The following is a 21,460-nucleotide window of genomic DNA, read 5'->3' on the forward strand; positions in this document are numbered from 1 at the left end:
AAATCGGGCGGTGCCGGTTTGTCACGGCCCGACTTTTTTGATTGTATGGATTGAATTCTTGTCACCTGAATTAACTATTAGATCTTAGATTAGAAAAAAGGAGAAGGTTGGAATGAATGAAAGCAAGATAAAAGAGCAGGCAGTGCTGCTCCACAAAAGGCTGGCAGGTAAGATTAGCATCATCAGTAAAGTAGAAATGAACAATGCCGATGATTTAAGTTTAGCCTATACGCCAGGAGTGGCTGAGCCATGCAAGATCATAGCCAAAAATAGTGAGGCTTCTTTTGAGCATACTGGAAGGGGTAATTTAGTAGCTGTTGTAACAGATGGAACAGCTGTCCTAGGGTTAGGAGACATTGGTCCTGAGGCTGCTATGCCAGTTATGGAGGGGAAGGCCGTTTTATTTAAACAATTTGCAGGGATTGATGCCTATCCGCTTTGCCTGGGTACAAAAGATGTCGATGAGATTGTCAATATTATTAAAGCATTAGAGCCAACATTCGGTGGTATCAATTTGGAGGATATTGCCGCCCCAAGATGCTTTGAAATAGAAGAACGCTTAAAAAAGGAACTTACCATTCCCGTCTTTCATGATGACCAGCATGGGACAGCGATTGTTGTATTAGCAGCCCTTTTAAATGCGCTAAGAATTGTGAAGAAAAGTATCTATAAGGTTAAGGTTGTTCTAAATGGTGCTGGTTCTGCAGGGATAGCGATTGCCAAGCTTTTATTAAAAGCGGGCTTTAAGAATATTACGTTAGTAAGCCTGGAGGGAATTCTTTGTCCAGGCGAAGAGTGGATGAACGACCGGCAAGCAGAAATAGCAGAGAGAACAAACCTAGGCAGGATACATGGAACCCTTCAAGACGCGATTAAAAACACCGACATTTTTATTGGTGTCTCAGGTCCAAAGGCTTTAACGGGAGATATGGTCAGGACCATGAATAAAGATTCAATCGTTTTTGCAATGGCAAATCCAGTGCCTGAAATTTATCCGGAAGAAGCGCTTGCGGCAGGTGCAGCAGTAGTCGGTACAGGCCGTTCTGATTATCCTAATCAGGTAAATAATGTGCTCGCCTTTCCAGGAATCTTTCGTGGTGCTCTCGATGTAAGGGCAACCGACATCACGGAGGAAATGAAACTTGCAGCAGCTTACGCCATTTCAAGTCTTGTATCGGATAAGGAGCTTCGTGCGGAGTATATCATTCCTAACGCCTTGGATTCTCGTGTGGGGGATCGAGTGGCTGCAGCTGTTTCAACTGCAGCGATTGAATCGGGAGTAGCACGAAAAAGCTCCAACTACAAAAAACTAGTTGAAATCATTTGAGAACAGGAGTTAAATGGCAAAATTAGCCGACTGTAGAAAAAGAAGCAGAATCATTAATATTAAAGGGCTTTTCACTAAATAAGTGAAAGGTTCTTTTTTTTGTAGGAAGATAATTAGTCGAGTTTAGAAGATGATTTGCACTTTACATACGTAACAGTGTTATGTTACATTGTTTTTAGAAAGGGGTTTTTATGATGAGCGAGGAGTTAATCTCAAAGAAAGACCTGTTAGAATTGGCCGGAATATCCTATGGACAGCTATATAGATGGAAACGAAAAGATCTCATTCCGGAAGAATGGTTTGTGCGTAAATCAACGTTTACGGGTCAAGAAACTTTTTTTCCAAAGGAAAAGGTCTTAGAAAGAATTGAAAAAATCCAAACGATGAAAGAAAACTTATCCTTGGATGAACTTGCTGACATGTTTTCACCTAATGTAACGAATTTAAATTACACCAAAGACGAATTAGTGAAACGTAACATTGTTTCGACAACAGTTGTCGATTTTTACTTAGAACAAGAAAAGGGCAGTTTTCAATTTAATTTTACACGTATGCTCGAAGTATTTATTTTAGAAAAGCTGCTTCAGTCGGGTGAAATTAACCTGGAAGAAGGGAAAATGGTCTTGCAGGTATTAAGGGATCATGCCGGGGTAATCAAGCAAAAAAGCTGTGAATTGGTGATTACCAGAAAGCTTGGCATGTCATCATGTCTGTTACTTATTAATACAGAAGAATTTCATTTTGAACGCGGAACGAAAGTGGTAGCCGCTTTGTCGCTAATGACGTGCATGGAAGAAATTAAAGCGAAATTATTATAAAGGAGAATGATGATGGATACGAAAAGCAGGGGAGACTTGGTTATTAATGGCTTCGGTGCATCCAATGGGGGACAGTTCCGCGTTGTCACATTAAATGGCCGAGGGACGGTTAACAATGATTTAGAATGCGTGGAACTTGATTGTAATGGTTCCGGGATCGTCAATGGAAATGTCATTTCTGAAAAAACAAAAGTAAACGGGCATGCGAGGTTCAGAGGGAATATCGAGAGTCAAATTATATCGATTGATGGATCAGCAAGGATCGACAAAAACCTATCAGCTGAAAAATTAAAGGTCTCCGGTAAGGCAACGGTTGGCGGCAGGGTCAAATGTGAGGAAATAAAAATTCAGGGGGCATTTACGGTCAGTGAGGATTGTGAGGCTGAAATTTTTAAAGCGGAATCGCAGTTTACGATTGGCGGACTTCTAAATGCAGACCAAGTTGACATAAAGATGTTTGGAGAGTGTAAAGCAAAGGAAATCGGCGGGCAAACGATTACGGTAAAGGCAAAGGGATCCTTAGTCGGTAATTTGCTTAAGGCCTTTTTTAAACCACAGCTTGAAACGGAATTAATTGAAGGGGATAAAATTGAACTTGAAAATACGATCGCTAAAGTCGTTCGTGGGAACCAGGTGTGGATTGGTCCAAATTGTCAAATTGGTCTAGTGGAATATACTGAGGAACTTTCGATGGATAAAAAGGCAATTGTTACTGAGAACAGAAAGGTTTAAAAGGAGGGAAGAAAAATGAAAATGAGTGAAAATCTTATTATCAATGGCTCGGGCAGCTATCCTGGCGGCCGTTACGATAAAATCAGTATTCGAGGGGAAGGGACGATTGTCAATGCTGTGGAAAGTTCGACTTTCCATGTCTATGGTACGAGTGAGGCCGTCGAGAATGTCAAAACAGGCTCGGTAAAAGTATTTGGTGAAGCAGAGATCAAAGGGAATATGGATGCAGAGGAAACACTGATCATGGGAACGATGATGGTCGGTGGCAATGCTCTTTTAAAAAGGATAAAAATTTTCGGATTGCTGGAAGTCGGCGAAAGTCTTACGGGGGATGAAGCAAACATTAAAGGAAGTATCGCAGTAAATGGCGATGTAGAGTATGAGACGTTCGACTCTAGTGGCGGATTTGAGATCAAAGGCTTACTGACGGCGGATACAATTAAGGTTGGTCTGCGTTTTGGGCAGAGCTCTGCTGAGGAAATCGGCGGCGGAAAAATAACCGTCAAAAAAAGAAGTAACTCACTCCTCCCCTTTGGAAAAGAGGCAGGATCCCTAAGTGCAAAAGTCATTGAAGGGGATGATATCTACCTTGAAAATACCAAGGCTGATATTGTTCGGGGCAACAAGGTGAAAATTGGACCTGGCTGCCAAATAGGAGTGGTGGAGTATCGGAATGATTTCTCACACGATCCGAAGGCGGCAATAAAAACGACGACAAAGATATAAAGGAGAAATGTGATGGTGACGAAAGAAGGAAAATTAGGATTGGTTGTTGCGGGGTTATTGTTGGGGATTTTGATGGCCTCGATGGATAATACGATTGTTGTAACCGCAATGGGTACGATTGTCGGTGATCTTGGTGGTCTGGAGAGCTTTGTCTGGGTCGTATCTGCCTACATGGTAGCTGAGATGGCAGGGATGCCGATTTTCGGTAAGTTATCGGATATGTACGGTCGAAAAAGATTCTTTATTTTCGGATTGATTTTATTTATGGTGGGTTCCGCTTTGTGCGGTACTGCTGAAACGATCACGCAATTAAGCATTTATCGTGCGATTCAGGGGATTGGCGGTGGGGCTCTTGTCCCAATCGCCTTTACGATAATGTTTGACCTGTTTCCCCCTGAAAAGCGCGGGAAAATGGGGGGCTTGTTCGGAGCCGTTTTTGGATTGTCGAGTATTTTTGGTCCATTGCTTGGTGCGTATATAACAGACTATATCAGCTGGCATTGGATTTTCTACATTAATATGCCACTAGGTATCTTATCACTCATTTTTATTACTATCGCCTATAAGGAATCTCCAATTCACAAAAAGCAGATAATTGATTGGTCGGGGGCTGTGACATTGGTCGGAGCCGTAGTTTGTCTAATGTTTGCGCTTGAACTTGGAGGGCAAAAATATGATTGGAATTCTACCGTGATCATCAGCCTGTTTGCAGGATTTTCGATTCTATTTTTGATCTTTTTATTTGTGGAGACAAAAGCAAAGGATCCGATTATTTCCTTTTCCATGTTTAGAAACCGCTTGTTTGCAGGCAGTACAATAGTTGGCCTATTTTACGGTGCTGCATTTATGGCAGCTACGGTTTACATCCCGATTTTTGTGCAAGGGGTATATGGCGGGACTGCCACCAATTCAGGGTTAATATTATTGCCAATGATGCTTGGCTCCGTGGTTACCGCACAAGCGGGCGGTTTTTTGACAACGAAGATGAGCTATCGAAATATTATGTTTATCTCCGGAGTTATTTTGATTGGCGGCTTATTGTTATTGAGTACGATTACACCAGAAACAAGCAGAGCGGTGTTGACGCTTTACATGATTATAATTGGTTTAGGCGTCGGCTTTTCTTTTTCTGTGTTAAGTATGGCAGCGATTCATCCGTTTGGAATCGAGCAAAGGGGCTCAGCAACATCCACTAGTAACTTTATTCGTTCCTTAGGAATGACGATCGGGATAACCGTTTTTGGTACGATCCAACGAAGTGATCTCAAAGAAGGGTTGGAAAATGCTTTTGCTGGAATGGGGCCTAAGGGTCAAAGTTTCGGAGATTCGCGGGCCTTATTATCGGAGGAAGCAAGAAAATTAATCCCACCACAAATTCTCGATAAAATTACAGATGCACTTTCAAGTTCCATCGTCCACACATTTACATGGGCACTCGTACCCGCAGGTCTAGCCTTCCTATTTATATTTATCCTAGGGAAAGAGCGTATGGTGATTCACAAAAAAGAGGCTTCAAAATGAAAAGGTGTCAGGCACCATGTGAAAAATTCACATGGTGCCTGACACCTTGTTTTATTTCTTTTTCATTTTATCTTTGTATTTAACGTGAAAGATAATCATTTTTACGCCTGAGCCAAAGTCAAAGGTTGCTAATAGGACGAGGAGGTAACTGAAAAACCCCCAGCCATTTTTTTGAACATTATCAATGGCAAAGTAAGTAAACAACCCGCCAAGCAAAAAGTAAATTAATCCGGAAAACAAAGGTGAACGTCTCATAGAAATCCTCCGATAAAGTTTTGAACCGCCTCGGCTTCTCGCTGGAGCCTCTCAATGTCGTCTTTGTACACTGACTGAACCAAGACCACCAAGGTGTTCATTGTGACATGGGCAAATATTGGGACGAAAATGGATTTTGTTTTTACATAAAGAAAGGCGAACGTAAAGCCCATGGCCGAATATAGCAGAATGTGCTGAAACTCCATATGTGCCGCGGCAAAAATGACTGAACTGATAAGAGCAGAGATAAAAAAGTTAAATCGTTGATGAAGAGCTCCGAAAATAATTTTTCGAAAAACGATTTCTTCTAGGATTGGTCCAATGATGCTCGTGACAATGATCGCTAAGGGAAAAGCCTCAATAATCTTCAGAATATCCTTTGTGTTTTCAGACCCCATATTGATGCCTAATTGGTTCTCGATGATTGCGGCGGCGTACTGGGCAGCTAAAGCAAGGAAGATTCCTGAAATGGCCCATACCACCGAATGACCGAAAGAACCGCCATTTTTGCTGAAGCCTCGGTTGTTCATTTCTTTCCGTAATATAAAAATAATGAGTAATAAGGCAATCGTAAAACTAGCTAGAAGCCAGGAAGGTACAGCAAGACTTTGATTGATCCCAAAGTTTTTAAAGCCAAACAAAAATAGGGGTATCCCGATTAGGCTAGAAAACTGCATCGCGATGTAAACAATAATGATTATCCAATATTCCCGTTTCAATTAATCTAGTCTCCTTTAGATTCCATTTTATATTTTTGACGAATAGTCAATTTATAATCATCCATTTTACAGGGAGCCAAATCGCTCGTGCCTTTATATATACTATTCTTCATTCTACTCTTAAAACTGGCTTTGTTTCAATTTAGAAAGACTTTTTAAAAAAATGGGTATAGAAAATGACGTTTTTCACATACTTTATAAGGTTGTCAATCGGATTATTTTTTTTAGAAAAATTTATGCTTCACACTTGCAAAAAAATTTGAGATTCATTATTATAATAATTGTGTTAGCACTCATTCATAGAGAGTGCTAATAAGTCAGAATTACATATATTTTTGAGGAGGTTGTTTGATTTGTTAAGACCATTAGGTGATCGTATTATCATTGAGCTTGTTGAATCAGAAGAAAAAACTGCAAGCGGGATCGTATTACCGGATTCAGCGAAAGAAAAGCCTCAAGAAGGAAAAGTTGTTGCCGTTGGTACTGGCCGCGTCCTTGAAAGCGGAGAGCGTGTAGCACTTGAAGTTTCTGTAGGTGATCGTATTATCTTCTCAAAATACGGCGGTACAGAAGTGAAATACCAAGGAACAGAATATTTAATCTTACGCGAATCTGATATTCTTGCTGTCGTTGGCGCTTAAGATTTTTACTTAAAAAAATACAAAGAACTTAAAAGATATGAGGAGGTTTTTAAACAATGGCTAAAGAGATTATGTTTAGTGAAGATGCACGCCGCGCAATGCTTCGTGGTGTTGATGCTCTAGCAAATGCAGTAAAAGTTACTCTTGGACCTAAAGGACGCAACGTGGTTCTTGAGAAAAAATTTGGTTCACCACTTATCACAAATGATGGTGTAACTATCGCAAAAGAAATCGAATTAGAAGATGCATTCGAAAACATGGGTGCAAAACTTGTTGCTGAAGTAGCAAGCAAAACTAACGATGTTGCCGGTGACGGTACAACTACTGCAACAGTTCTAGCACAAGCGATGATTCGCGAAGGCTTAAAGAACGTAACTGCTGGTGCAAACCCAATGGGTATCCGTAAAGGGATCGAAAAAGCAGTTATTGCAGCTGTTGAAGAATTAAAAGCAATTTCTAAACCAATCGAAAACAAAGCTTCGATCGCACAAGTTGCTTCCATCTCTGCTGCTGATGAAGAAGTTGGCCAATTAATTGCAGAAGCAATGGAGCGCGTTGGGAACGACGGCGTAATCACTATTGAAGAATCTAAAGGCTTCACAACTGAATTGGATGTAGTAGAAGGTATGCAATTTGACCGTGGTTATACTTCTGCATACATGGTAACAAACACAGATAAAATGGAAGCTGTTTTAGAAAATCCATATATCTTAATTACTGACAAGAAGATTGCTAGCATTCAAGAAATCCTTCCTGTACTTGAGCAAGTAGTTCAACAAGGTAAGCCGCTATTATTAGTTGCTGAAGATGTTGAAGGTGAAGCACTTTCTACTCTAGTAGTTAACAAGCTACGCGGAACATTCAATGCAGTTGCTGTTAAAGCTCCAGGCTTTGGCGATCGTCGTAAAGCAATGCTTGAAGATATCGCTGCACTAACTGGCGGGGAAGTAATCACTGAAGAACTTGGCCGCGAACTTAAGACAACTACAATTAGCTCTCTAGGACGTGCTGCTAAAGTTGTTGTTACAAAAGAAAATACAACAATCGTTGAAGGTGCAGGAGATTCTGCTGAAATCGCAGCTCGTGTAAACCAAATCCGTGTTCAATTAGAAGAAACTACTTCTGAATTTGACCGTGAAAAATTACAAGAGCGCTTAGCTAAATTAGCTGGCGGTGTAGCAGTAATCAAAGTTGGTGCTGCAACTGAAACTGAATTAAAAGAGCGCAAACTTCGCATCGAAGACGCTTTGAACTCAACTCGTGCGGCGGTTGAAGAAGGTATCGTATCCGGTGGTGGTGTAGCCCTTCTTAACGTATACAGCAAAGTTGCTGAAATCCAAGCTGAAGGCGATGTAGCAACTGGTATCAACATCGTATTACGTGCGATGGAAGAGCCTGTACGCACAATTGCTCACAATGCTGGTCTTGAAGGATCTGTTATCGTTGACCGCTTAAAGCGTGAAGAAATCGGTACTGGTTTCAACGCTGCGAACGGAGAATGGGTAAACATGATTCAAGCTGGTATCGTTGACCCAACTAAAGTTACTCGTTCTGCATTACAAAACGCTGCATCTGTAGCAGCTATGTTCTTAACAACTGAAGCAGTTGTTGCTGACAAACCAGAACCAGCTGGCTCAGGTATGGGTATGCCTGACATGGGCGGTATGGGTGGAATGGGCGGCATGATGTAATCAGGGGATTAAAACCCTGTTATATGCTCTTAAATAGAGAAATAGTTACGGCTATTTTTCGCCCCATTTTTCAATCCTATTGAGAAGCTGTCATGTAGATAATTATTTTCAATAGCAATAACCACTTCCTAAAAAATGAGGGAGTGGTTTTTTGTGTTGTTAAAATTTGCGTATCAAGACTTCTTGGATGACAGACGTTTCAAGAACACAACCAAGACGAATATCAAAAATTATGAAATGCTTTTAGGGAAATTTGTGGACTACTGTATTGAGAATCAAGTAGTAAATGTTGAAAACATTACCTACAGTCATGTTCGGCAGTATCTATTACAATGCCAAGAGAAAGGCGATAAACCAAGTACCATTAATACAAAGCTATTAAGAATCAGAGCCTTCTTAAATTACATGGTGGAATGTGAGGTCATTAAGAATAACCCAGCCAAGAAGGTCAAAATGCAAAAGGATGATGTAAAGATTGATGTATTCAGTGATGAACAAATACGGCAGATGTTGAACTTCTATAGAAGGATAAAACATCGTGATAAAAGCTATGTAGCTTATCGAGATTATATGATTATTGTTATAATTCTCGGTACTGGAATTAGACGGGGTGAGGTCATTAATCTTCAGTGGTCAGATGTGGATTTCATTAATAAATCGATTTCTGTTTTTGGGAAAGGCAGAAGGAAAGAAACGATTCCGATTACAGATAAATTGGCAAAAGAACTGGGAGGATATCAGACTTTCTGTAAGCAATACTGGGGAAATCTAAGTGATTATGTTTTCGTGAAACGAGATAACACTCAATTGACCGACAATTCTTTGATGTTAGTTTTTAATTATCTAGGTAAGAAAATGAACTTCAAGGATATACGGGTATCTGCTCATACATTCCGCCATACCTTTTGCCATCGCCTTGCCATGTCTGGAATGAGTGCCTTTGCAATTCAGAAGCTTATGAGACACCAAAATATTGCCGTTACAATGAAGTATGTTGCAATGTGGGGCAATGAATTAAGGGAACAAAATGATAAGTATAATCCATTAAATACATTAGATGTTTAAAGTGGGAAAACAGCTTGCTTTTGTTAAATAAGAGGAAAGTAAATTTCGACTCTGATTAGAATATTATTTACGATTCAAGTCGTTAGAAGTGACTAACGGCTTTTTTCTTGGGAGAGGGTTTAGCTAATTAAATACTTCTTGTAATTCATTTAGTAAGCTTATTATTCCTCCAATATAGTTTTACCTTATTAGAAAATTCTTCTACGCTCAATCCATTTCTATCAGCCAGAAGGGGAACTAGTATGTCGTAGAAGTTGCTCCTAATAAATTCTGACTGTTCTTCAATCCACTCAAAAGGATTTTTATTCCACTTACTCATATTTAGATTCTTTTCCAAGTAATAGCAGTTACCAAATACGTGTCCACCCATAAAATCGTCTTCCTCAAAGTTACCCCAAGAAATTGGGATAAAATGCTCCAAATTACAATCGATTTCGTTAAGAGGCTCTAACGTCAAAGGACATACATTTCCTTGCAGACTTTTAAGTTTGTCTTCGTTTAATTTCTCATACGGCAATTCATTCATGATAACCCTTCGCTTCTCTGATCTTCTCCTGTACATATCTTTATTGTTGAGATAATGTGATTTGCAGTACTGTAATTTAGGCTCTCGGTTTATGGCGTAGCGTATTTTGCCTCTTTTCAATATTTTATCCCTGTTTAACAAGTAATGCCTTTTTCCGTTTTCTCTAACCTTGTCAACATTGTCAATATACCACTTTTTAGATGACTCTCTAATCCTGTTTATATTGTTCAGATAATATCTCTTTCCAGTTTCAGCGACTCTGTCAAGATTGCTATTCCTCCACTGAGCATTTCCATTCTTTTTCCTATCGTCCTTTTTAAATACATAAGCTTCGCAAGACCTGCATTTTGACTGCTTGCCTATCTTTGTTGTATGTGATGCATTGAATTCTTCGGCAGGTAAAATAGACTCGCATCCTTCGCATCCAAGTAATACAGGGGTATCCCCAAGCTTAAATGTCACTCTTGACGATCTTGTTATAAATAATGCCAAATGGGAGACATCAGTATCTATTTCAAGCCTACCAGTTTCCAACAGCCATTGTATAATACTATCTCTTGAACGATCCAATGGAAGACCGTGGTAAAGAACGTCATATCCGCAAAGTAATAAGAATTTAGGGAAGAAGCCAATTTCTCTTTTCATAAATGTTCTAATTTGATCGTATAACTTGGGATTACTTACCCTAAATCCATCGAAGCTACCGTTCTCACTGTAGTACTTACCTAATTCTAGTTTTAAAGTATCTACTTTGCTCATACTATTACCACCTTGTGACAGTAAATGTTAAAGCAATTATATTGCACTTAATGTTACAAGTCGACAAAAAATGCAACAATTTTGCTTTAGGAGGAATAATAGTTGTAGCGGTAATTGTAACTGCTCTTTTTGGTGGAAGCAGAGGGGATGTGACAGTGATATCTTGTGTAGCCTATATTAGAAAGAGACGGGGCAGCACCTCAATTCACACTAAACGGTGTAAAAAATCCCGATACGAGAAGGATATTTTACTGCTTTTTTGCCATCTTAAACACCTAATTCCCAGTGTTTGTAACACTGATCTCGATACACTCCTATTTTTTAGCCATTATTACATATCCAACTAGAGGGATACTCGTAGGTGGAACGGAGGGATTATATTGAGAGTTTAAAGAATGGAAATAGGATACCAGTGAATAGGGTAACCTTTTCTATCTTATACAACATTCCAATATGGTAAATAGATGCAATCGAGTCGGTCTATTGTATTGCCAAAAGAATAGTTTTATAATGTAAGAGATATTAATTGAACGAACAAATATACTTTGTAAGGAGTGAATCTACATGCAACCGCCTCATTAGGAGGCACACTTATACTGTTTTTCCTATGAACACTCATAGGGGGTAGGCTGATTGAATGCCTATTTAGATGGGATAAGTGTGCTTTCTGGTGAAGTAGTTGTACTGTAGACTCGCTCCTTTTTTGTGTTTTCTAAGGAATGGCTAAACAAATCAAATTAAGTAAATCAATCGCAAGGGAGGGTTAAAAGTGAAAAAAGCGACTGCAACAAACAGCGGTAAACACGTTTTTAGCGTTTGAATGGCTAACTATTTGCTACAGAGAGGACACAAGCTTTTAGCAATTAAAGAGAATAAAAGAATTCAACAGGTGAGTGTATTCCTGTATGAGAAAACACCAGCTTTGCTTCAAGAAATGGAACGTTACAAGCAAATGAAAGAGAAGGAAAACTATGCAAATTAAACTAGAAAGGATCAAAATCCAACATGCGAGACTACATTCAAGAACAAAACGACAAGATGGAACAATTTGTACAAGAAATTAACTCTTTTCGACCAACAATGGAACAGGAAAGAGAAATTGCACAACTGTTATTCGACTTGTATGTAACAGAGCAGAAGAAGAGGCTTGTTCAATATAGGGACAAGGAGGGGAAAGCACAGTATAGGACAGAAGAAGCGGGTACAAGTTATTTAAAGAATGCTCGTTACGTTATTACTACAGCCGAGTTAGTGAAGCATGTACAAGGAAAAGCGGTATATGGAATATTCGGAGGAACAGTACTAAGTAAGTTTTTGTGCTTTGACATTGACTATGGCTCATGGAAAAAAAGCGAGAAGTGGGCGAGGAGAATCATAAACAGCCTGCTAAGACATGGCATTAAGCGAGAGCAAATCCATGTCTCTTTCAGTGGTAAAAAAGGCTTTCATATAGACCTGTTCTTCGAGCAAGCTACGAGTATAAAGATAATGCAAGTTTTCTATGAGCATATATTGAAGGATATTGAAGGTGACAAACATAAGATAGAGTTCAGACCAACAAATATGCAAGGTGTGAAGCTACCGTTGAGCCTTCATCAAGGCACACTCGTAGCAACCTATTTTGTACCAAACGATACGTTTGACTTCTTAAGAGGGCCATTGACTGATGCTAAACGTAATATAGCATACTTACAGAAGGCAAAAGAGAACAGAATATACACTCACAGCTTCATAGACATGTGCAAGAAGCTAAAGCCAACCGTAAATGCTATTGCAGTAGAGCATAAGCACGTTGAGCAAACAGAGAAGCTTCTGTCAAATGCTAAAGCAAACATTGCTAACACATTCCAGTCTGTAGAGGAAAAGCAAGAATACTGCAAACAGTTACTGCTTAGTAGGAAGCTTGCCTACAAAGGCTCAAGGCATAATGCAACCCTGCTCATAGGTCAATACCTAAAAGAACTTGGAAACACTCAAGAGCAAACGACTACAAAAGTCAAAGCATTTATAACAGAAGCTTATACGAATGAAAGAAACAAGTTTGGTGAAGACACAACTCTTGAGTATGCACTGAGGGAAGTTAAGAGGCTTACAGGGATAATATACGAAAAAGACTACAGCTTATACAATAAAGGTCGCAAAGAATGGGAAATATTCGAAAGCGAGTTGACATTCATTCTCGAGACAGTCAATAAGACCAGTGAGAAGCGAAAGTTCCCACTAATTCAATTGCTATTTGCCTTTCTAATGGAAAGTAAGAAGCATGCAAAGAAGAGTAATGGTTATGTATTCTATACACCATACAGTACATTAGCTAAGTATGGTTGCGACAGTAACAGACAAAGACTAAAGAAACAAATTGACAAGCTTGTTGGTCTTGGTGTTTTGGAAATAGCAAAAAAAACAGAGCAAGTAGGCAAATATAAGACACCATACTACTTCAAGGTCAACATTCCAAAGGCAGAAGGTGACAGTAACATTCTAGTATTGACTGCTGAGAGTGTTGAGGAAGACAAAAAAATAGACACAATTATTGCTACACTTTTTGCGGAAGAGAAAGCAAGAAAACTAGTGCCGAAAACATATTACTATGAAAAGGTAAAACCAATTTACAAGGTAGCAAAGTAGGGTGAAATTTACAGAATCAGTTTAATAATATGGGAGCAGGACGATAGTAGTCATATAGGAGAAGCTATTGTGGCTGCTCTTTTTTCGTTCATACTCATTTTGCGTTCATACTCATTTTTCCGTAAACGTAACATAATAACTTATTTATTCATAAAAGGGGTATTGTGGAGTGTATACGGAACAATACCCCTATCTTTAATGCCTTTAGTTATTCCAACAAGCCATACATATCATGCTATAGACCACTACTACCTTATTCATTCTAGTATAAGAGGAGGGAGACGAACATAAAGCAGAGTAGGCATGGGGAGGGGTAATTTCCACATATGAAGGGGGGTTATTATGGGAAAAGGACATAGGTGGGTTCATCCGCACACCACAGAATTATGGATTGTCCGAGAAGCCTTCTGCAGTTTAAGTGGGTAGCTGCGGTTATTTGAGAAATTCCGTAAACGTAACATAATAACTTATTTATTCATAAAAGGGGTATTAGGACTGAAAGGAGTAACCCCCTACATGCTCTTAGGGTATTAAGGAGGCAGCTTGTAATACATACAGCGATAGTATATACATGTGTCGTAGAAGCTTTTCGGATATATACAAGGGGACAAGCATAGACCACATAGTAGGGAAATGAATGTCTTGATCAGAAAAGTACAGAAGAAAATAAAGGACTTAGGTTGAAAGTGGAATGCTAAAGAGTCGAAGTATTAGTTTGTGGGAAAGAATGAAGCAGAAACACTTCAGAATTGCAAGTCTGAAGATATTGCAACAGTTGAAGGATTGGAGTAGATAATATGTTGAAGAGGGGCTTTAAATTGAGGCTCTCCTTTTTTCGTATAATGGAGCGGATGTTTGGACAATTGGTCGAAATTGAAGTGAACTTATAGAACCATTAATAAAACTCGTCTTTTTTTAATTGTTACCATAAGCTATATGGATTGTGAAAGAATCTACTTAAGCTAAAGAAGCAGATTAGTTGAATAACTTGCAGGAGAAATTGTATTTTTGGGAGATGACTTTTTGATGTTAAAAGATGTTTGTAAATGCGAATTTACTAATTCATTTAAACTAGAAGCGGATTTTGTGGCTGACCCTATTTGGTGCAACGTATGTGGCGGGAATCTTGATATAGAGGATTTCCCTTTATCAGATAAATTACGGGAAGAACTATTGCAATGGGTATCGGAATATGGTGAATGGATTGATTTAGAAACCGATTCATTAAAGGAAAATGGATTAAAACAACAGGAAAATCACAATGAAAAAGGGTTGCAATTATTCCAAGAAGTGAAGAAACAGCTAGGAGAAAAATATCCAATCATATTTGTTCCATCCGCACCATATTGAAAAATAATTGGAATTGAATTTCTTCTTATTGAAGTAACGGGTGCAAGAGTTAAACAAAGGAATCGGTGCTGCTATCCCTTCCTTTTTGCACTAACGGGTGCAGTTTAGTTCAAGAAGAAGTGGGCTTAATATATGAAGAATATGTAATAAGGGAGGCGATGAGAATGATAGAGAAAGGTAAAGGAAAGATTAACGAGATTATTTATAATAACACTGTTTACTATAACGGAAAATATAGTTATTATCCGACCATCACGAACTTAAATGGAATATTAGATGAGATTATTAGTTCTAATTCAACTACCGAATACATTAGGATTACACCATTCTATATAAATGAAGAAGTAGATATGCAAATTGAATTCGAGGAATTTATGTTTTATATAGAATGTAGAGATTGGTTTGATGAAAAGATTCAAGAGATGCACATCTTAGATTGTCTTAACCCCATTGATACCCAAAGAACACTTAGTAATTTAAGATTAGGGGCAATTTTATATCCTTTATGTAAGAATAACGATGTGGATTCTTATCAAAAAGCACTTAAAAAATATAAAGAATCTTTAAGGGAAATCCTGCCCAAAATGATGGAAATTGCAAAATCAGAAATGGAATTAAAAGAAGAACATTTGCCTTTTGGATATTTCTGCTTTGAAATTCATAGTGAGTAATAATTAAACAAACGGGTGCTTGAACTAAATAAGGAGAAATGAAATTATGAAAAAACATTGTTGTGAGGATATGGCTTATCATGCAAATTTCGAGTGCGATATTCATGAAAACCCTTTTGAATGTCCTGACAAACTCATCATATTCGATGAAAAGGATAAGGACTATGGATTAATAATTCATGATGGTGGCACCTCAAGAATCGGAATAGATTTTTGTCCGTGGTGTGGTACCAAGCTGTAAATTTTGGATACTTTCTTCTTTCACTATCGGGTGTTACTTCAATAAGGAGTAAAGCCTTTTTCTTATTCAAGTAACGGGGCAGGATAGCTTAAGAAGGAATAGACAAGTTTACATAGAATAATTGTCCTAAAAGAACAAAAAGGGGAATCCGATGGAAACTGCTGAGTTTAAAGAGATTGTAGAAGAAATAGTTATTTCTAACGGAATGACCAAAAGAAGAAGTTGTTATTTTTTAGATAGTATTGAATTAATGGTTGTACTTGGGTTACAAAAATCAAGCTACTCATCTAGTTATTACTTTAATCTGGGATACATAATTAAAGATTTAAATGATAAGCAAGACCCTAAATATACCGATGGAAATATTCGTTTGAGATTTGACTTTGAACTTAATGGCAAAAACACTGATGTTGTTGATATTAACGAAGTCCTTAAAGACCAACTTGCTGATGGACTAGAGAAAAACATCAAATATTTTGTCTCTCCCATAACAAGCATTAAGGCTTTAAAAAAACTAATTAAAGAACAACCAGTTCTCTTATATCAGACCACACTTATCACAAAACAATACCTTCAAATTGAATAACTCTTGTTATATTAACAGCTGCGTTTTGTAATTGGCAGAGACGTTTTTCTGCTAAGTGGGAAGGTTAGTTGCACTCTGTTCCAAGGGGGGGAACGAAGTGTCATTTTGGCGACACTTTATTCTCGATGATAGTTAAGGTGTGAAATAGGGAGCGATAACTTTGAATCTTCTCCTGTCTGTATGAAGAAGGAGAAGAACCTTTTTTGTTGAAGTTACAGGCAGTACAATAAGGATGATAAAATACACTTTAAACTTACTAGGAGATGAATTATGAAAGAAGCAATCAGTTCCGAATTAGGGAAATTAGTGGGTTTAAAATTACAGTGTGCTGGAAGAGCATCTAATCTTTTTTGGCTTGGTTTTGGGGAAATGATTTCAGTAACAAGGAAGGGCAAAACTGAAGAATTAGCGGAATATGCTTTAGATATTCAAAGTTCTTGGAGAATTATCAAAGAAAATAAAATCTTAGTAGCTTCACGGGATTTCTATTCTCCTTGGTCAGGATGGAATGAAGATAATGAGAACTTTGATTGGGACATTCAAGGAAACAATAGATTTGATGAGCGTATTAAATACTTTTTGGAAGCCGTACAAGAAAATTGTATTGTTGAAAGCATTGACTCAGATAATGTTGGAGGATTCAAGGTATTTTTATCGGAAGGTTTTGTATTCGAAGTATTCCCAGACACCTCAGAGGACGATGAATACAGTGAATTCTGGAGATTCTTTAATCGTAAGGATGGCAGTCCTCACTTTGTTGTAACAGGTAATGGTATTGATAAAGTATGATATTAGTTTACAAGCTGCGTTTCTGTAATAAGTAGGAACGCTTTTTTGTGCGTACTAGATAGGTTACTTGAAATAGTATAGGATAAATTTATCTACAAAGAGTTGTTTGGATTTTGGGAAGGAGATTTACGATGTGTGGGATTGATTTTGTAATTGGAGTAACTGATAAAGAAGCATCAAAAGCAGAAAAATATGTTCATTTTAATGAAAGAACCCACGATTACTTATTAACAATGGAAAAGAGTACTGGCAAGGAATTTAACCTACTCTTGAATCTAGACCGTTTTAGTCGAACAATCATATGTACTAAAGATATCCCAGTGCTAAAAGGCATTTGTGAAGAATTATTAAATAAATACAAATTGACTAATGAAAAAGAACGACAAATATGGACTTTTGCACAAGAATTAAAAGAACTATGCGATGATGCGATAAATCAAAAGAAACATATTTACGCTATTGGAGATTAGCCATCTGATTTGTCCATTATTATTGAGGTAATGGGCAGGATAGTTAAACTACTACATTTTGGGGAAGGGTGAATTTAATGAAGGTGAAGTCTATTTTGATTACACTAATTGTAATACTTCTTATTTTTATGGTAGGTAAATATGTATTGAATACATTATTTGGAGATATGTGTGGAAATGATATTGTACAAAAAGTCCCTTCTCCTAATGGTGAAAAAGTAGCTTATATTTTCACAAGAGATTGTGGTGCAACAACAAGTTCATCACCTCAGTTATCAATTTTAAATAAGGATGAAAACTTACCAAATAAGTCGGGAAATACTTTTAGGTCTAATAAGGAATTTTCAATTGGATGGCTTAGTAAAATGAAATTACGAGTCATTTACGATAAAAACTCAGAAACTTACGAAATGGATGAAAGCGTGAATGGAATTGAGATTGATTATGTAGGAAAATAGAGAGATTATGTCTTGTTCAACCAACGGTTGCTTTTCTACAAAACAACTGCGTTGATATCTATGCACTATTCAAAGGGTTGTTAATGGGGATTACTAGGATTGAGTTATCCCCTTTTTGTGTCTTGGAGTGGGATGTCTATGAGGAGTTTAAGACATAACGTAAGGATTAATAAAACTGTGATTTCATTAAGAGTAAACCCCCCCTTTTTTCCTCCACCGCAGCTTAAAGTAAGGGTTAATGCAAAAGGAGTTAAATCATAAAGTGTTTGGTATTATAGAAACTGAGGTGATTTTTCTTGAAATTTAATACAATGACAGAAGAAGAAAAACGCAGATTGTTTATTGCGATGTATTTCCTGCACAAGGGATCACATCATTTTAGTCGTTTACATGGTGAATTTATGGAGCGGGAAACTGATGAAGAGAGAAAAGAAGCAATGGAGAAGAGACACAATCTCTTTCGTTCAATCGCACAGATTGGTGAATTACATCTTTCTTCAAAACAAGAGACAGAAATTGACGAAATGGAAAAATTAGAGGATGAAGTCTATGAATGGATTGAGGATAATGGATTTACTGAGGAGGTTAAAAAGTATTTTGATAAAGATAGTCTTATGTTCAGCTAACAAGCTGCGTTTCTGTAACAAGACAGGAACGCTTTTTCTAATTGGGAAAAGGGTGTGATAGCTTGAACTTCGTTTGTCGAACAGCAGGAGTTTATTCTGATAGCTTAACAAGGGGAAAAGCATACCAAGTAATTGATATAAATAATGATAATGAAATGGTTCGAATTAAATGCGAGAACGGACGATTAAGATGGTTTCCGTTATCACTCTTTAATGTAAATGGTGAGGACATTATAGATTTAATAAGCTGGAAGTTTGATGATGAAGTGTCAAAAGACCCTAATGAAACAAATTGGATAGAAATAAGCATGAAAATGAGTGACGGAAGTGAAAGATGGTGTATTCTTTACACTCCAGAACGATTAAGAAACCTTTTACAACAACCAAATCTATATCCCACAGGACTTCACATAAAGCATATGATAGTTGTTAAAAGTTACGATGTAGAGGATATACAGAGTGTATTGGATTATCTTAATCAGAAAGACGAGTTGATTGGTGCAACTTTACCACTCGAATAGTATTGCTTCTCTCAACTTAAGGATGCGTTTCTGTAATTGGCAGGAACGCTTTTTTGTATTGTGGTAAGGGATAGGTGAGAGGGAAGCCTTGAGAGCAAAAACATCATGCACATAGACGCTCAACATGGCTCGTGGTGGCTATCCCCCTCTTACGTTCATCTTACATGAAGTTCTGCTCTAGAGTGAATCTGATGGCATTATGTAAGCCGCTTATGACTACTTCGTGTGTTGGTATGAAACAGAAACCGCACACAATCACATACTGGCATTCGGTAAATTTCCGACACGACTCAAGTAATGGGTGTGTTTTAGTGCGTTAAAGGGGTAAATCAAGTAGTGAAAATCTGTTTAAGTTCGATAATGATTCCGATAGCACTGGTGTACCCATGATAGGCTGATACAAGAGAAGATGACAGGTACTAAAAAGGACAGAGAAGGCTTACAACAGCTTATGGACACTGTTAGAGAAGGTGATACTGTTATTGTTGAATCAATCAGTAGGCTTGGCAGGAAGACCCTTGACATCCTTACAACAGTAGAAGAGTTTGATAAGTTAGGTGTGACATTCATCAGCTTAAAGGAGAACATGGACACATCAACACCAACAGGTAAGGCTATGTTTCAAATGATGGCTGTCATTGCAGAACTTGAAAGGTCATTGACAGTCCAGAGGGTTAATGAAGGGTTGGCATCAGCTAAGGCTAGAGGGGTAACACTTGGAAGACCTACAATGGACACAGATAAGGTTTCAGTGGCACTTAGGATGTATGATAGTGGTGACTATTCCATTAAGGAAATAGTGGCACAGGTGGGCATCTCACAGGGTAAGCTGTACAAGGAGATTAATAAGAGGAAGGCAGGGATATAATCCTGTCTTTTATTTAATTATTTTCACCCAATATATGGTAGGATTGTATTAGGCAAGCTACTTATAAAAGGGGTGCAGTTATGGAAAAATATCCATATAAATGTTCATGTGGTCAACCTTACAATGTTATTCAAGAAGGGGATTATCCTTTCAAAGATGAATTTACAAGGGATTGTCCTTCATGTGGCAAGAAGCTGACATATAAAGCATGTTGCATGGGAACTGATTGGAAATTTGACCCAGAGTTTAAAAAACAAGAAGTATAACCAAGAAGGCACTTGCATTAGCAGGTGTCTTTTTTATTGGATGCTTTTATGGCTACCCCACCATGTCATTGAAATACCAAAAAGGGTTGCTAACACCATACAAGCAAAGAATCCTGCACAAAAGGCTTCATTGAGGACTTTTAAGTCCTATGATTTGAACTTGGTGAACAATATTTTCATTAAAAATACCCCTAAAACACTGCTTTTCCCTGCATTGCCTAGCCATTTCTTCCCTTAAACAAATGAACCACAATAAAATCTAAGTTAGAATTAAAATCATAACTTTGTAAATCTTTTATTTATCCCTAAAATCCACAAGGAAACTTTTAAAAGAATTTCTGCCCCTGTTATATATTACTTTGTAGCTTTTATTTAATAGGTGACAGCAGTTCTTCCTAAAGAATTTTTCAAAAGAGTGGTCTGTGAAACACTGTGAAACAAACAGTTAGACTTGAACTGTTTTACAATTAAATTAAGCAGAAATTTTTTTGAAAAACCATATAAGGAAAGTGGGGTCAAAAAGGATATTACCTATATAGGGAATTTTATTAAATTAGGGTTGAGGTGAAGGGCAATGGCAATGGACATGAAATTAGACCATGCAGAGAAATTAGTAGAGAATTTAACTGAATTTATGGAGGTAGTTATAAGGAATGGGGATAAAGCCTTTCCCCCAGAGTATGCCTTCCTTGATGGACTATACAGTATCTTGAGAGAGATGAGATGGGAAGCATTTGATTATTTGAATGCCTTAAAAGGTGATGTTGTCACAGACAATCCTTTATGGACAGCAAAACTAAAAGAATCAGTCTTATTATTGGATGCTATTTTTGATAATTTAAATGATACCACAATGGTCTTTTTCCCATTTTATCTTACCATCCATTCTGGTGTTAAGGTATTAGCTAGGTAAAGCACTTAGACAGGGATAACCCCTGTCTTTTTATTTGAAATGAAAAACCATACACAAAACTAAATCTAATTTTGTCTGAGGACTTCCTAGCAACATCCATAAACAGGAAAGTCCTCTTTTTTATGCAATTTTTTAAGGTGATGAAGAAATAATGGCTAAATTGAAGAGTCACTGCTAGTGTTTCGATAAGGTCGTACCGTTTGGAGACGTATATTGTCTCTAAACGGACATGAGGATAGTTTCAAAAGGTACACCATTTTAAACACTATTACACTATTTAAGTTATTAATGAT

The 21,460-nt window shown here is 37.7% G+C and carries 24 protein-coding genes and 1 pseudogene; 22 read left to right on the forward strand and 3 right to left on the reverse strand.

Annotated features, from left to right (window positions below; translation table 11 throughout):
* Positions 1-112: 112 nt before the first annotated feature.
* From COE25_RS25110 to COE25_RS25130, 5 genes are all read left to right on the forward strand, one after another.
* The gene (locus COE25_RS25110; RefSeq protein ID WP_088085073.1) at positions 113-1,327 is read left to right on the forward strand and encodes an NAD(P)-dependent malic enzyme; all 1,215 of its coding nucleotides are present in this window, start codon (positions 113-115) and stop codon (positions 1,325-1,327) included.
* 194 nt (positions 1,328-1,521) lie between these two features.
* On the forward strand, positions 1,522-2,145 hold the full coding sequence (locus COE25_RS25115; RefSeq protein WP_098934554.1) for a YhbD family protein: 624 nt from the start codon (positions 1,522-1,524) through the stop codon (positions 2,143-2,145).
* A 6-nt stretch (positions 2,146-2,151) separates the two neighbouring features.
* Positions 2,152-2,877, forward strand: coding sequence for a bactofilin family protein (locus COE25_RS25120; RefSeq protein ID WP_257208955.1), 726 nt, complete (start codon positions 2,152-2,154; stop codon positions 2,875-2,877).
* Between the two features lie 15 nt (positions 2,878-2,892).
* Positions 2,893-3,603 carry a cytoplasmic protein gene (locus tag COE25_RS25125; protein WP_088085076.1) on the forward strand — a complete coding sequence of 237 codons (711 nt, stop codon included), beginning with the start codon at positions 2,893-2,895 and terminating at the stop codon, positions 3,601-3,603.
* A 12-nt stretch (positions 3,604-3,615) separates the two neighbouring features.
* Positions 3,616-5,124, forward strand: a complete 1,509-nt coding sequence (locus tag COE25_RS25130) for an MDR family MFS transporter (RefSeq protein WP_098934556.1) — start codon at positions 3,616-3,618, stop codon at positions 5,122-5,124.
* Between the two features lie 51 nt (positions 5,125-5,175).
* Here COE25_RS25130 and COE25_RS25135 read toward each other — a convergent pair whose 3' ends face one another.
* Together COE25_RS25135 and COE25_RS25140 are read right to left on the reverse strand one after the other, a co-directional pair.
* The gene (locus COE25_RS25135; protein WP_098934557.1) at positions 5,176-5,379 is read right to left on the reverse strand and encodes a YdiK family protein; all 204 of its coding nucleotides are present in this window, start codon (positions 5,377-5,379) and stop codon (positions 5,176-5,178) included.
* Positions 5,376-6,098, reverse strand: coding sequence for a CPBP family intramembrane glutamic endopeptidase (locus COE25_RS25140; RefSeq protein ID WP_098934558.1), 723 nt, complete (start codon positions 6,096-6,098; stop codon positions 5,376-5,378). Before COE25_RS25140 ends, COE25_RS25135 begins: the two co-directional genes overlap by 4 nt.
* Before the next feature lie 353 nt (positions 6,099-6,451).
* Here COE25_RS25140 and groES point away from each other — a divergent pair, with 353 nt between their 5' ends.
* The 3 genes from groES (at position 6,452) to COE25_RS25155 (ending at position 9,495) form a co-directional block, all read left to right on the forward strand.
* Positions 6,452-6,739 (forward strand): co-chaperone GroES, encoded by a 288-nt coding sequence (gene groES, locus COE25_RS25145; protein WP_026565252.1) that lies wholly within the window; start codon positions 6,452-6,454, stop codon positions 6,737-6,739.
* A 56-nt stretch (positions 6,740-6,795) separates the two neighbouring features.
* On the forward strand, positions 6,796-8,430 hold the full coding sequence (gene groL, locus COE25_RS25150; protein ID WP_088085080.1) for a chaperonin GroEL: 1,635 nt from the start codon (positions 6,796-6,798) through the stop codon (positions 8,428-8,430).
* A gap of 153 nt (positions 8,431-8,583) precedes the next feature.
* On the forward strand, positions 8,584-9,495 hold the full coding sequence (locus COE25_RS25155; RefSeq protein WP_098934559.1) for a tyrosine-type recombinase/integrase: 912 nt from the start codon (positions 8,584-8,586) through the stop codon (positions 9,493-9,495).
* Between the two features lie 145 nt (positions 9,496-9,640).
* On the opposite strand, the gene COE25_RS25160 is transcribed toward COE25_RS25155, so the two are convergent.
* Complete coding sequence (locus COE25_RS25160; RefSeq protein WP_098934560.1) at positions 9,641-10,780, reverse strand: hypothetical protein; 1,140 nt, start codon at positions 10,778-10,780, stop codon at positions 9,641-9,643.
* Between the two features lie 820 nt (positions 10,781-11,600).
* On the opposite strand from COE25_RS25160, the gene COE25_RS32390 reads away from it, so the two are divergent.
* From COE25_RS32390 to COE25_RS25225, 14 genes and pseudogenes are all read left to right on the forward strand, one after another.
* On the forward strand, positions 11,601-11,762 hold the full coding sequence (locus tag COE25_RS32390) for a DUF5659 domain-containing protein (protein WP_373605375.1): 162 nt from the start codon (positions 11,601-11,603) through the stop codon (positions 11,760-11,762).
* A 23-nt stretch (positions 11,763-11,785) separates the two neighbouring features.
* Entirely contained in the window at positions 11,786-13,408 is a 1,623-nt protein-coding gene (locus COE25_RS25165) for a TOTE conflict system archaeo-eukaryotic primase domain-containing protein (protein WP_098934561.1), read from the forward strand.
* 1,026 nt (positions 13,409-14,434) lie between these two features.
* Positions 14,435-14,758, forward strand: a complete 324-nt coding sequence (locus tag COE25_RS25170; protein WP_098934585.1) for a hypothetical protein — start codon at positions 14,435-14,437, stop codon at positions 14,756-14,758.
* Positions 14,759-14,922: 164 nt separating this feature from the next.
* Positions 14,923-15,429: a hypothetical protein gene (locus tag COE25_RS25175; protein ID WP_098934562.1), complete on the forward strand. Its 507-nt coding sequence runs from the start codon at positions 14,923-14,925 to the stop codon at positions 15,427-15,429.
* 46 nt (positions 15,430-15,475) lie between these two features.
* A complete protein-coding gene (locus COE25_RS25180) occupies positions 15,476-15,670 on the forward strand; it encodes a DUF6980 family protein (RefSeq protein ID WP_098934563.1) in 195 nt (64 codons plus the stop codon).
* A 151-nt stretch (positions 15,671-15,821) separates the two neighbouring features.
* Positions 15,822-16,256 carry a DUF4304 domain-containing protein gene (locus COE25_RS25185; protein ID WP_098934564.1) on the forward strand — a complete coding sequence of 145 codons (435 nt, stop codon included), beginning with the start codon at positions 15,822-15,824 and terminating at the stop codon, positions 16,254-16,256.
* 270 nt (positions 16,257-16,526) lie between these two features.
* On the forward strand, positions 16,527-17,045 hold the full coding sequence (locus COE25_RS25190; RefSeq protein ID WP_098934565.1) for a hypothetical protein: 519 nt from the start codon (positions 16,527-16,529) through the stop codon (positions 17,043-17,045).
* Positions 17,046-17,176: 131 nt separating this feature from the next.
* Positions 17,177-17,515, forward strand: a complete 339-nt coding sequence (locus tag COE25_RS25195) for a hypothetical protein (RefSeq protein WP_098934566.1) — start codon at positions 17,177-17,179, stop codon at positions 17,513-17,515.
* Positions 17,516-17,610: 95 nt separating this feature from the next.
* Entirely contained in the window at positions 17,611-17,973 is a 363-nt protein-coding gene (locus COE25_RS25200; RefSeq protein WP_257208956.1) for a hypothetical protein, read from the forward strand.
* Positions 17,974-18,269: 296 nt separating this feature from the next.
* The gene (locus tag COE25_RS25205; protein WP_098934568.1) at positions 18,270-18,599 is read left to right on the forward strand and encodes a hypothetical protein; all 330 of its coding nucleotides are present in this window, start codon (positions 18,270-18,272) and stop codon (positions 18,597-18,599) included.
* A 62-nt stretch (positions 18,600-18,661) separates the two neighbouring features.
* Positions 18,662-19,120, forward strand: a complete 459-nt coding sequence (locus COE25_RS25210) for a hypothetical protein (protein WP_098934569.1) — start codon at positions 18,662-18,664, stop codon at positions 19,118-19,120.
* 385 nt (positions 19,121-19,505) lie between these two features.
* A pseudogene (locus COE25_RS25215) lies at positions 19,506-19,988 on the forward strand (recombinase family protein); the annotation flags it as partial.
* A gap of 80 nt (positions 19,989-20,068) precedes the next feature.
* A complete protein-coding gene (locus tag COE25_RS25220) occupies positions 20,069-20,254 on the forward strand; it encodes an FmdB family zinc ribbon protein (protein WP_098934571.1) in 186 nt (61 codons plus the stop codon).
* A gap of 574 nt (positions 20,255-20,828) precedes the next feature.
* Positions 20,829-21,167, forward strand: coding sequence for a hypothetical protein (locus tag COE25_RS25225; RefSeq protein WP_098934572.1), 339 nt, complete (start codon positions 20,829-20,831; stop codon positions 21,165-21,167).
* The last annotated feature ends 293 nt before the right edge of the window (positions 21,168-21,460 follow it).

The organism is Bacillus sp. AFS031507 (assembly GCF_002584635.1).
Taxonomy (GTDB): Bacteria; Bacillota; Bacilli; order Bacillales; family Cytobacillaceae; genus Neobacillus.

Bases quoted from the DNA above. Each gene is read 5' to 3' on its own strand.
- COE25_RS25110 (WP_088085073.1), top strand. From the start codon at position 113: ATGAATGAAAGCAAGATAAAAGAGCAGGCAGTGCTGCTCCACAAAAGG.
- COE25_RS25115 (WP_098934554.1), top strand. From the start codon at position 1,522: ATGAGCGAGGAGTTAATCTCAAAGAAAGACCTGTTAGAATTGGCCGGA.
- COE25_RS25120 (WP_257208955.1), top strand. From the start codon at position 2,152: ATGATGATGGATACGAAAAGCAGGGGAGACTTGGTTATTAATGGCTTC.
- COE25_RS25125 (WP_088085076.1), top strand. From the start codon at position 2,893: ATGAAAATGAGTGAAAATCTTATTATCAATGGCTCGGGCAGCTATCCT.
- COE25_RS25130 (WP_098934556.1), top strand. From the start codon at position 3,616: ATGGTGACGAAAGAAGGAAAATTAGGATTGGTTGTTGCGGGGTTATTG.
- COE25_RS25135 (WP_098934557.1), bottom strand. From the start codon at position 5,379: ATGAGACGTTCACCTTTGTTTTCCGGATTAATTTACTTTTTGCTTGGC.
- groL (WP_088085080.1), top strand. From the start codon at position 6,796: ATGGCTAAAGAGATTATGTTTAGTGAAGATGCACGCCGCGCAATGCTT.
- COE25_RS25160 (WP_098934560.1), bottom strand. From the start codon at position 10,780: ATGAGCAAAGTAGATACTTTAAAACTAGAATTAGGTAAGTACTACAGT.
- COE25_RS32390 (WP_373605375.1), top strand. From the start codon at position 11,601: ATGGCTAACTATTTGCTACAGAGAGGACACAAGCTTTTAGCAATTAAA.
- COE25_RS25165 (WP_098934561.1), top strand. From the start codon at position 11,786: ATGCGAGACTACATTCAAGAACAAAACGACAAGATGGAACAATTTGTA.
- COE25_RS25170 (WP_098934585.1), top strand. From the start codon at position 14,435: ATGTTAAAAGATGTTTGTAAATGCGAATTTACTAATTCATTTAAACTA.
- COE25_RS25175 (WP_098934562.1), top strand. From the start codon at position 14,923: ATGATAGAGAAAGGTAAAGGAAAGATTAACGAGATTATTTATAATAAC.
- COE25_RS25180 (WP_098934563.1), top strand. From the start codon at position 15,476: ATGAAAAAACATTGTTGTGAGGATATGGCTTATCATGCAAATTTCGAG.
- COE25_RS25185 (WP_098934564.1), top strand. From the start codon at position 15,822: ATGGAAACTGCTGAGTTTAAAGAGATTGTAGAAGAAATAGTTATTTCT.
- COE25_RS25190 (WP_098934565.1), top strand. From the start codon at position 16,527: ATGAAAGAAGCAATCAGTTCCGAATTAGGGAAATTAGTGGGTTTAAAA.
- COE25_RS25195 (WP_098934566.1), top strand. From the start codon at position 17,177: ATGTGTGGGATTGATTTTGTAATTGGAGTAACTGATAAAGAAGCATCA.
- COE25_RS25220 (WP_098934571.1), top strand. From the start codon at position 20,069: ATGGAAAAATATCCATATAAATGTTCATGTGGTCAACCTTACAATGTT.
- COE25_RS25225 (WP_098934572.1), top strand. From the start codon at position 20,829: ATGGCAATGGACATGAAATTAGACCATGCAGAGAAATTAGTAGAGAAT.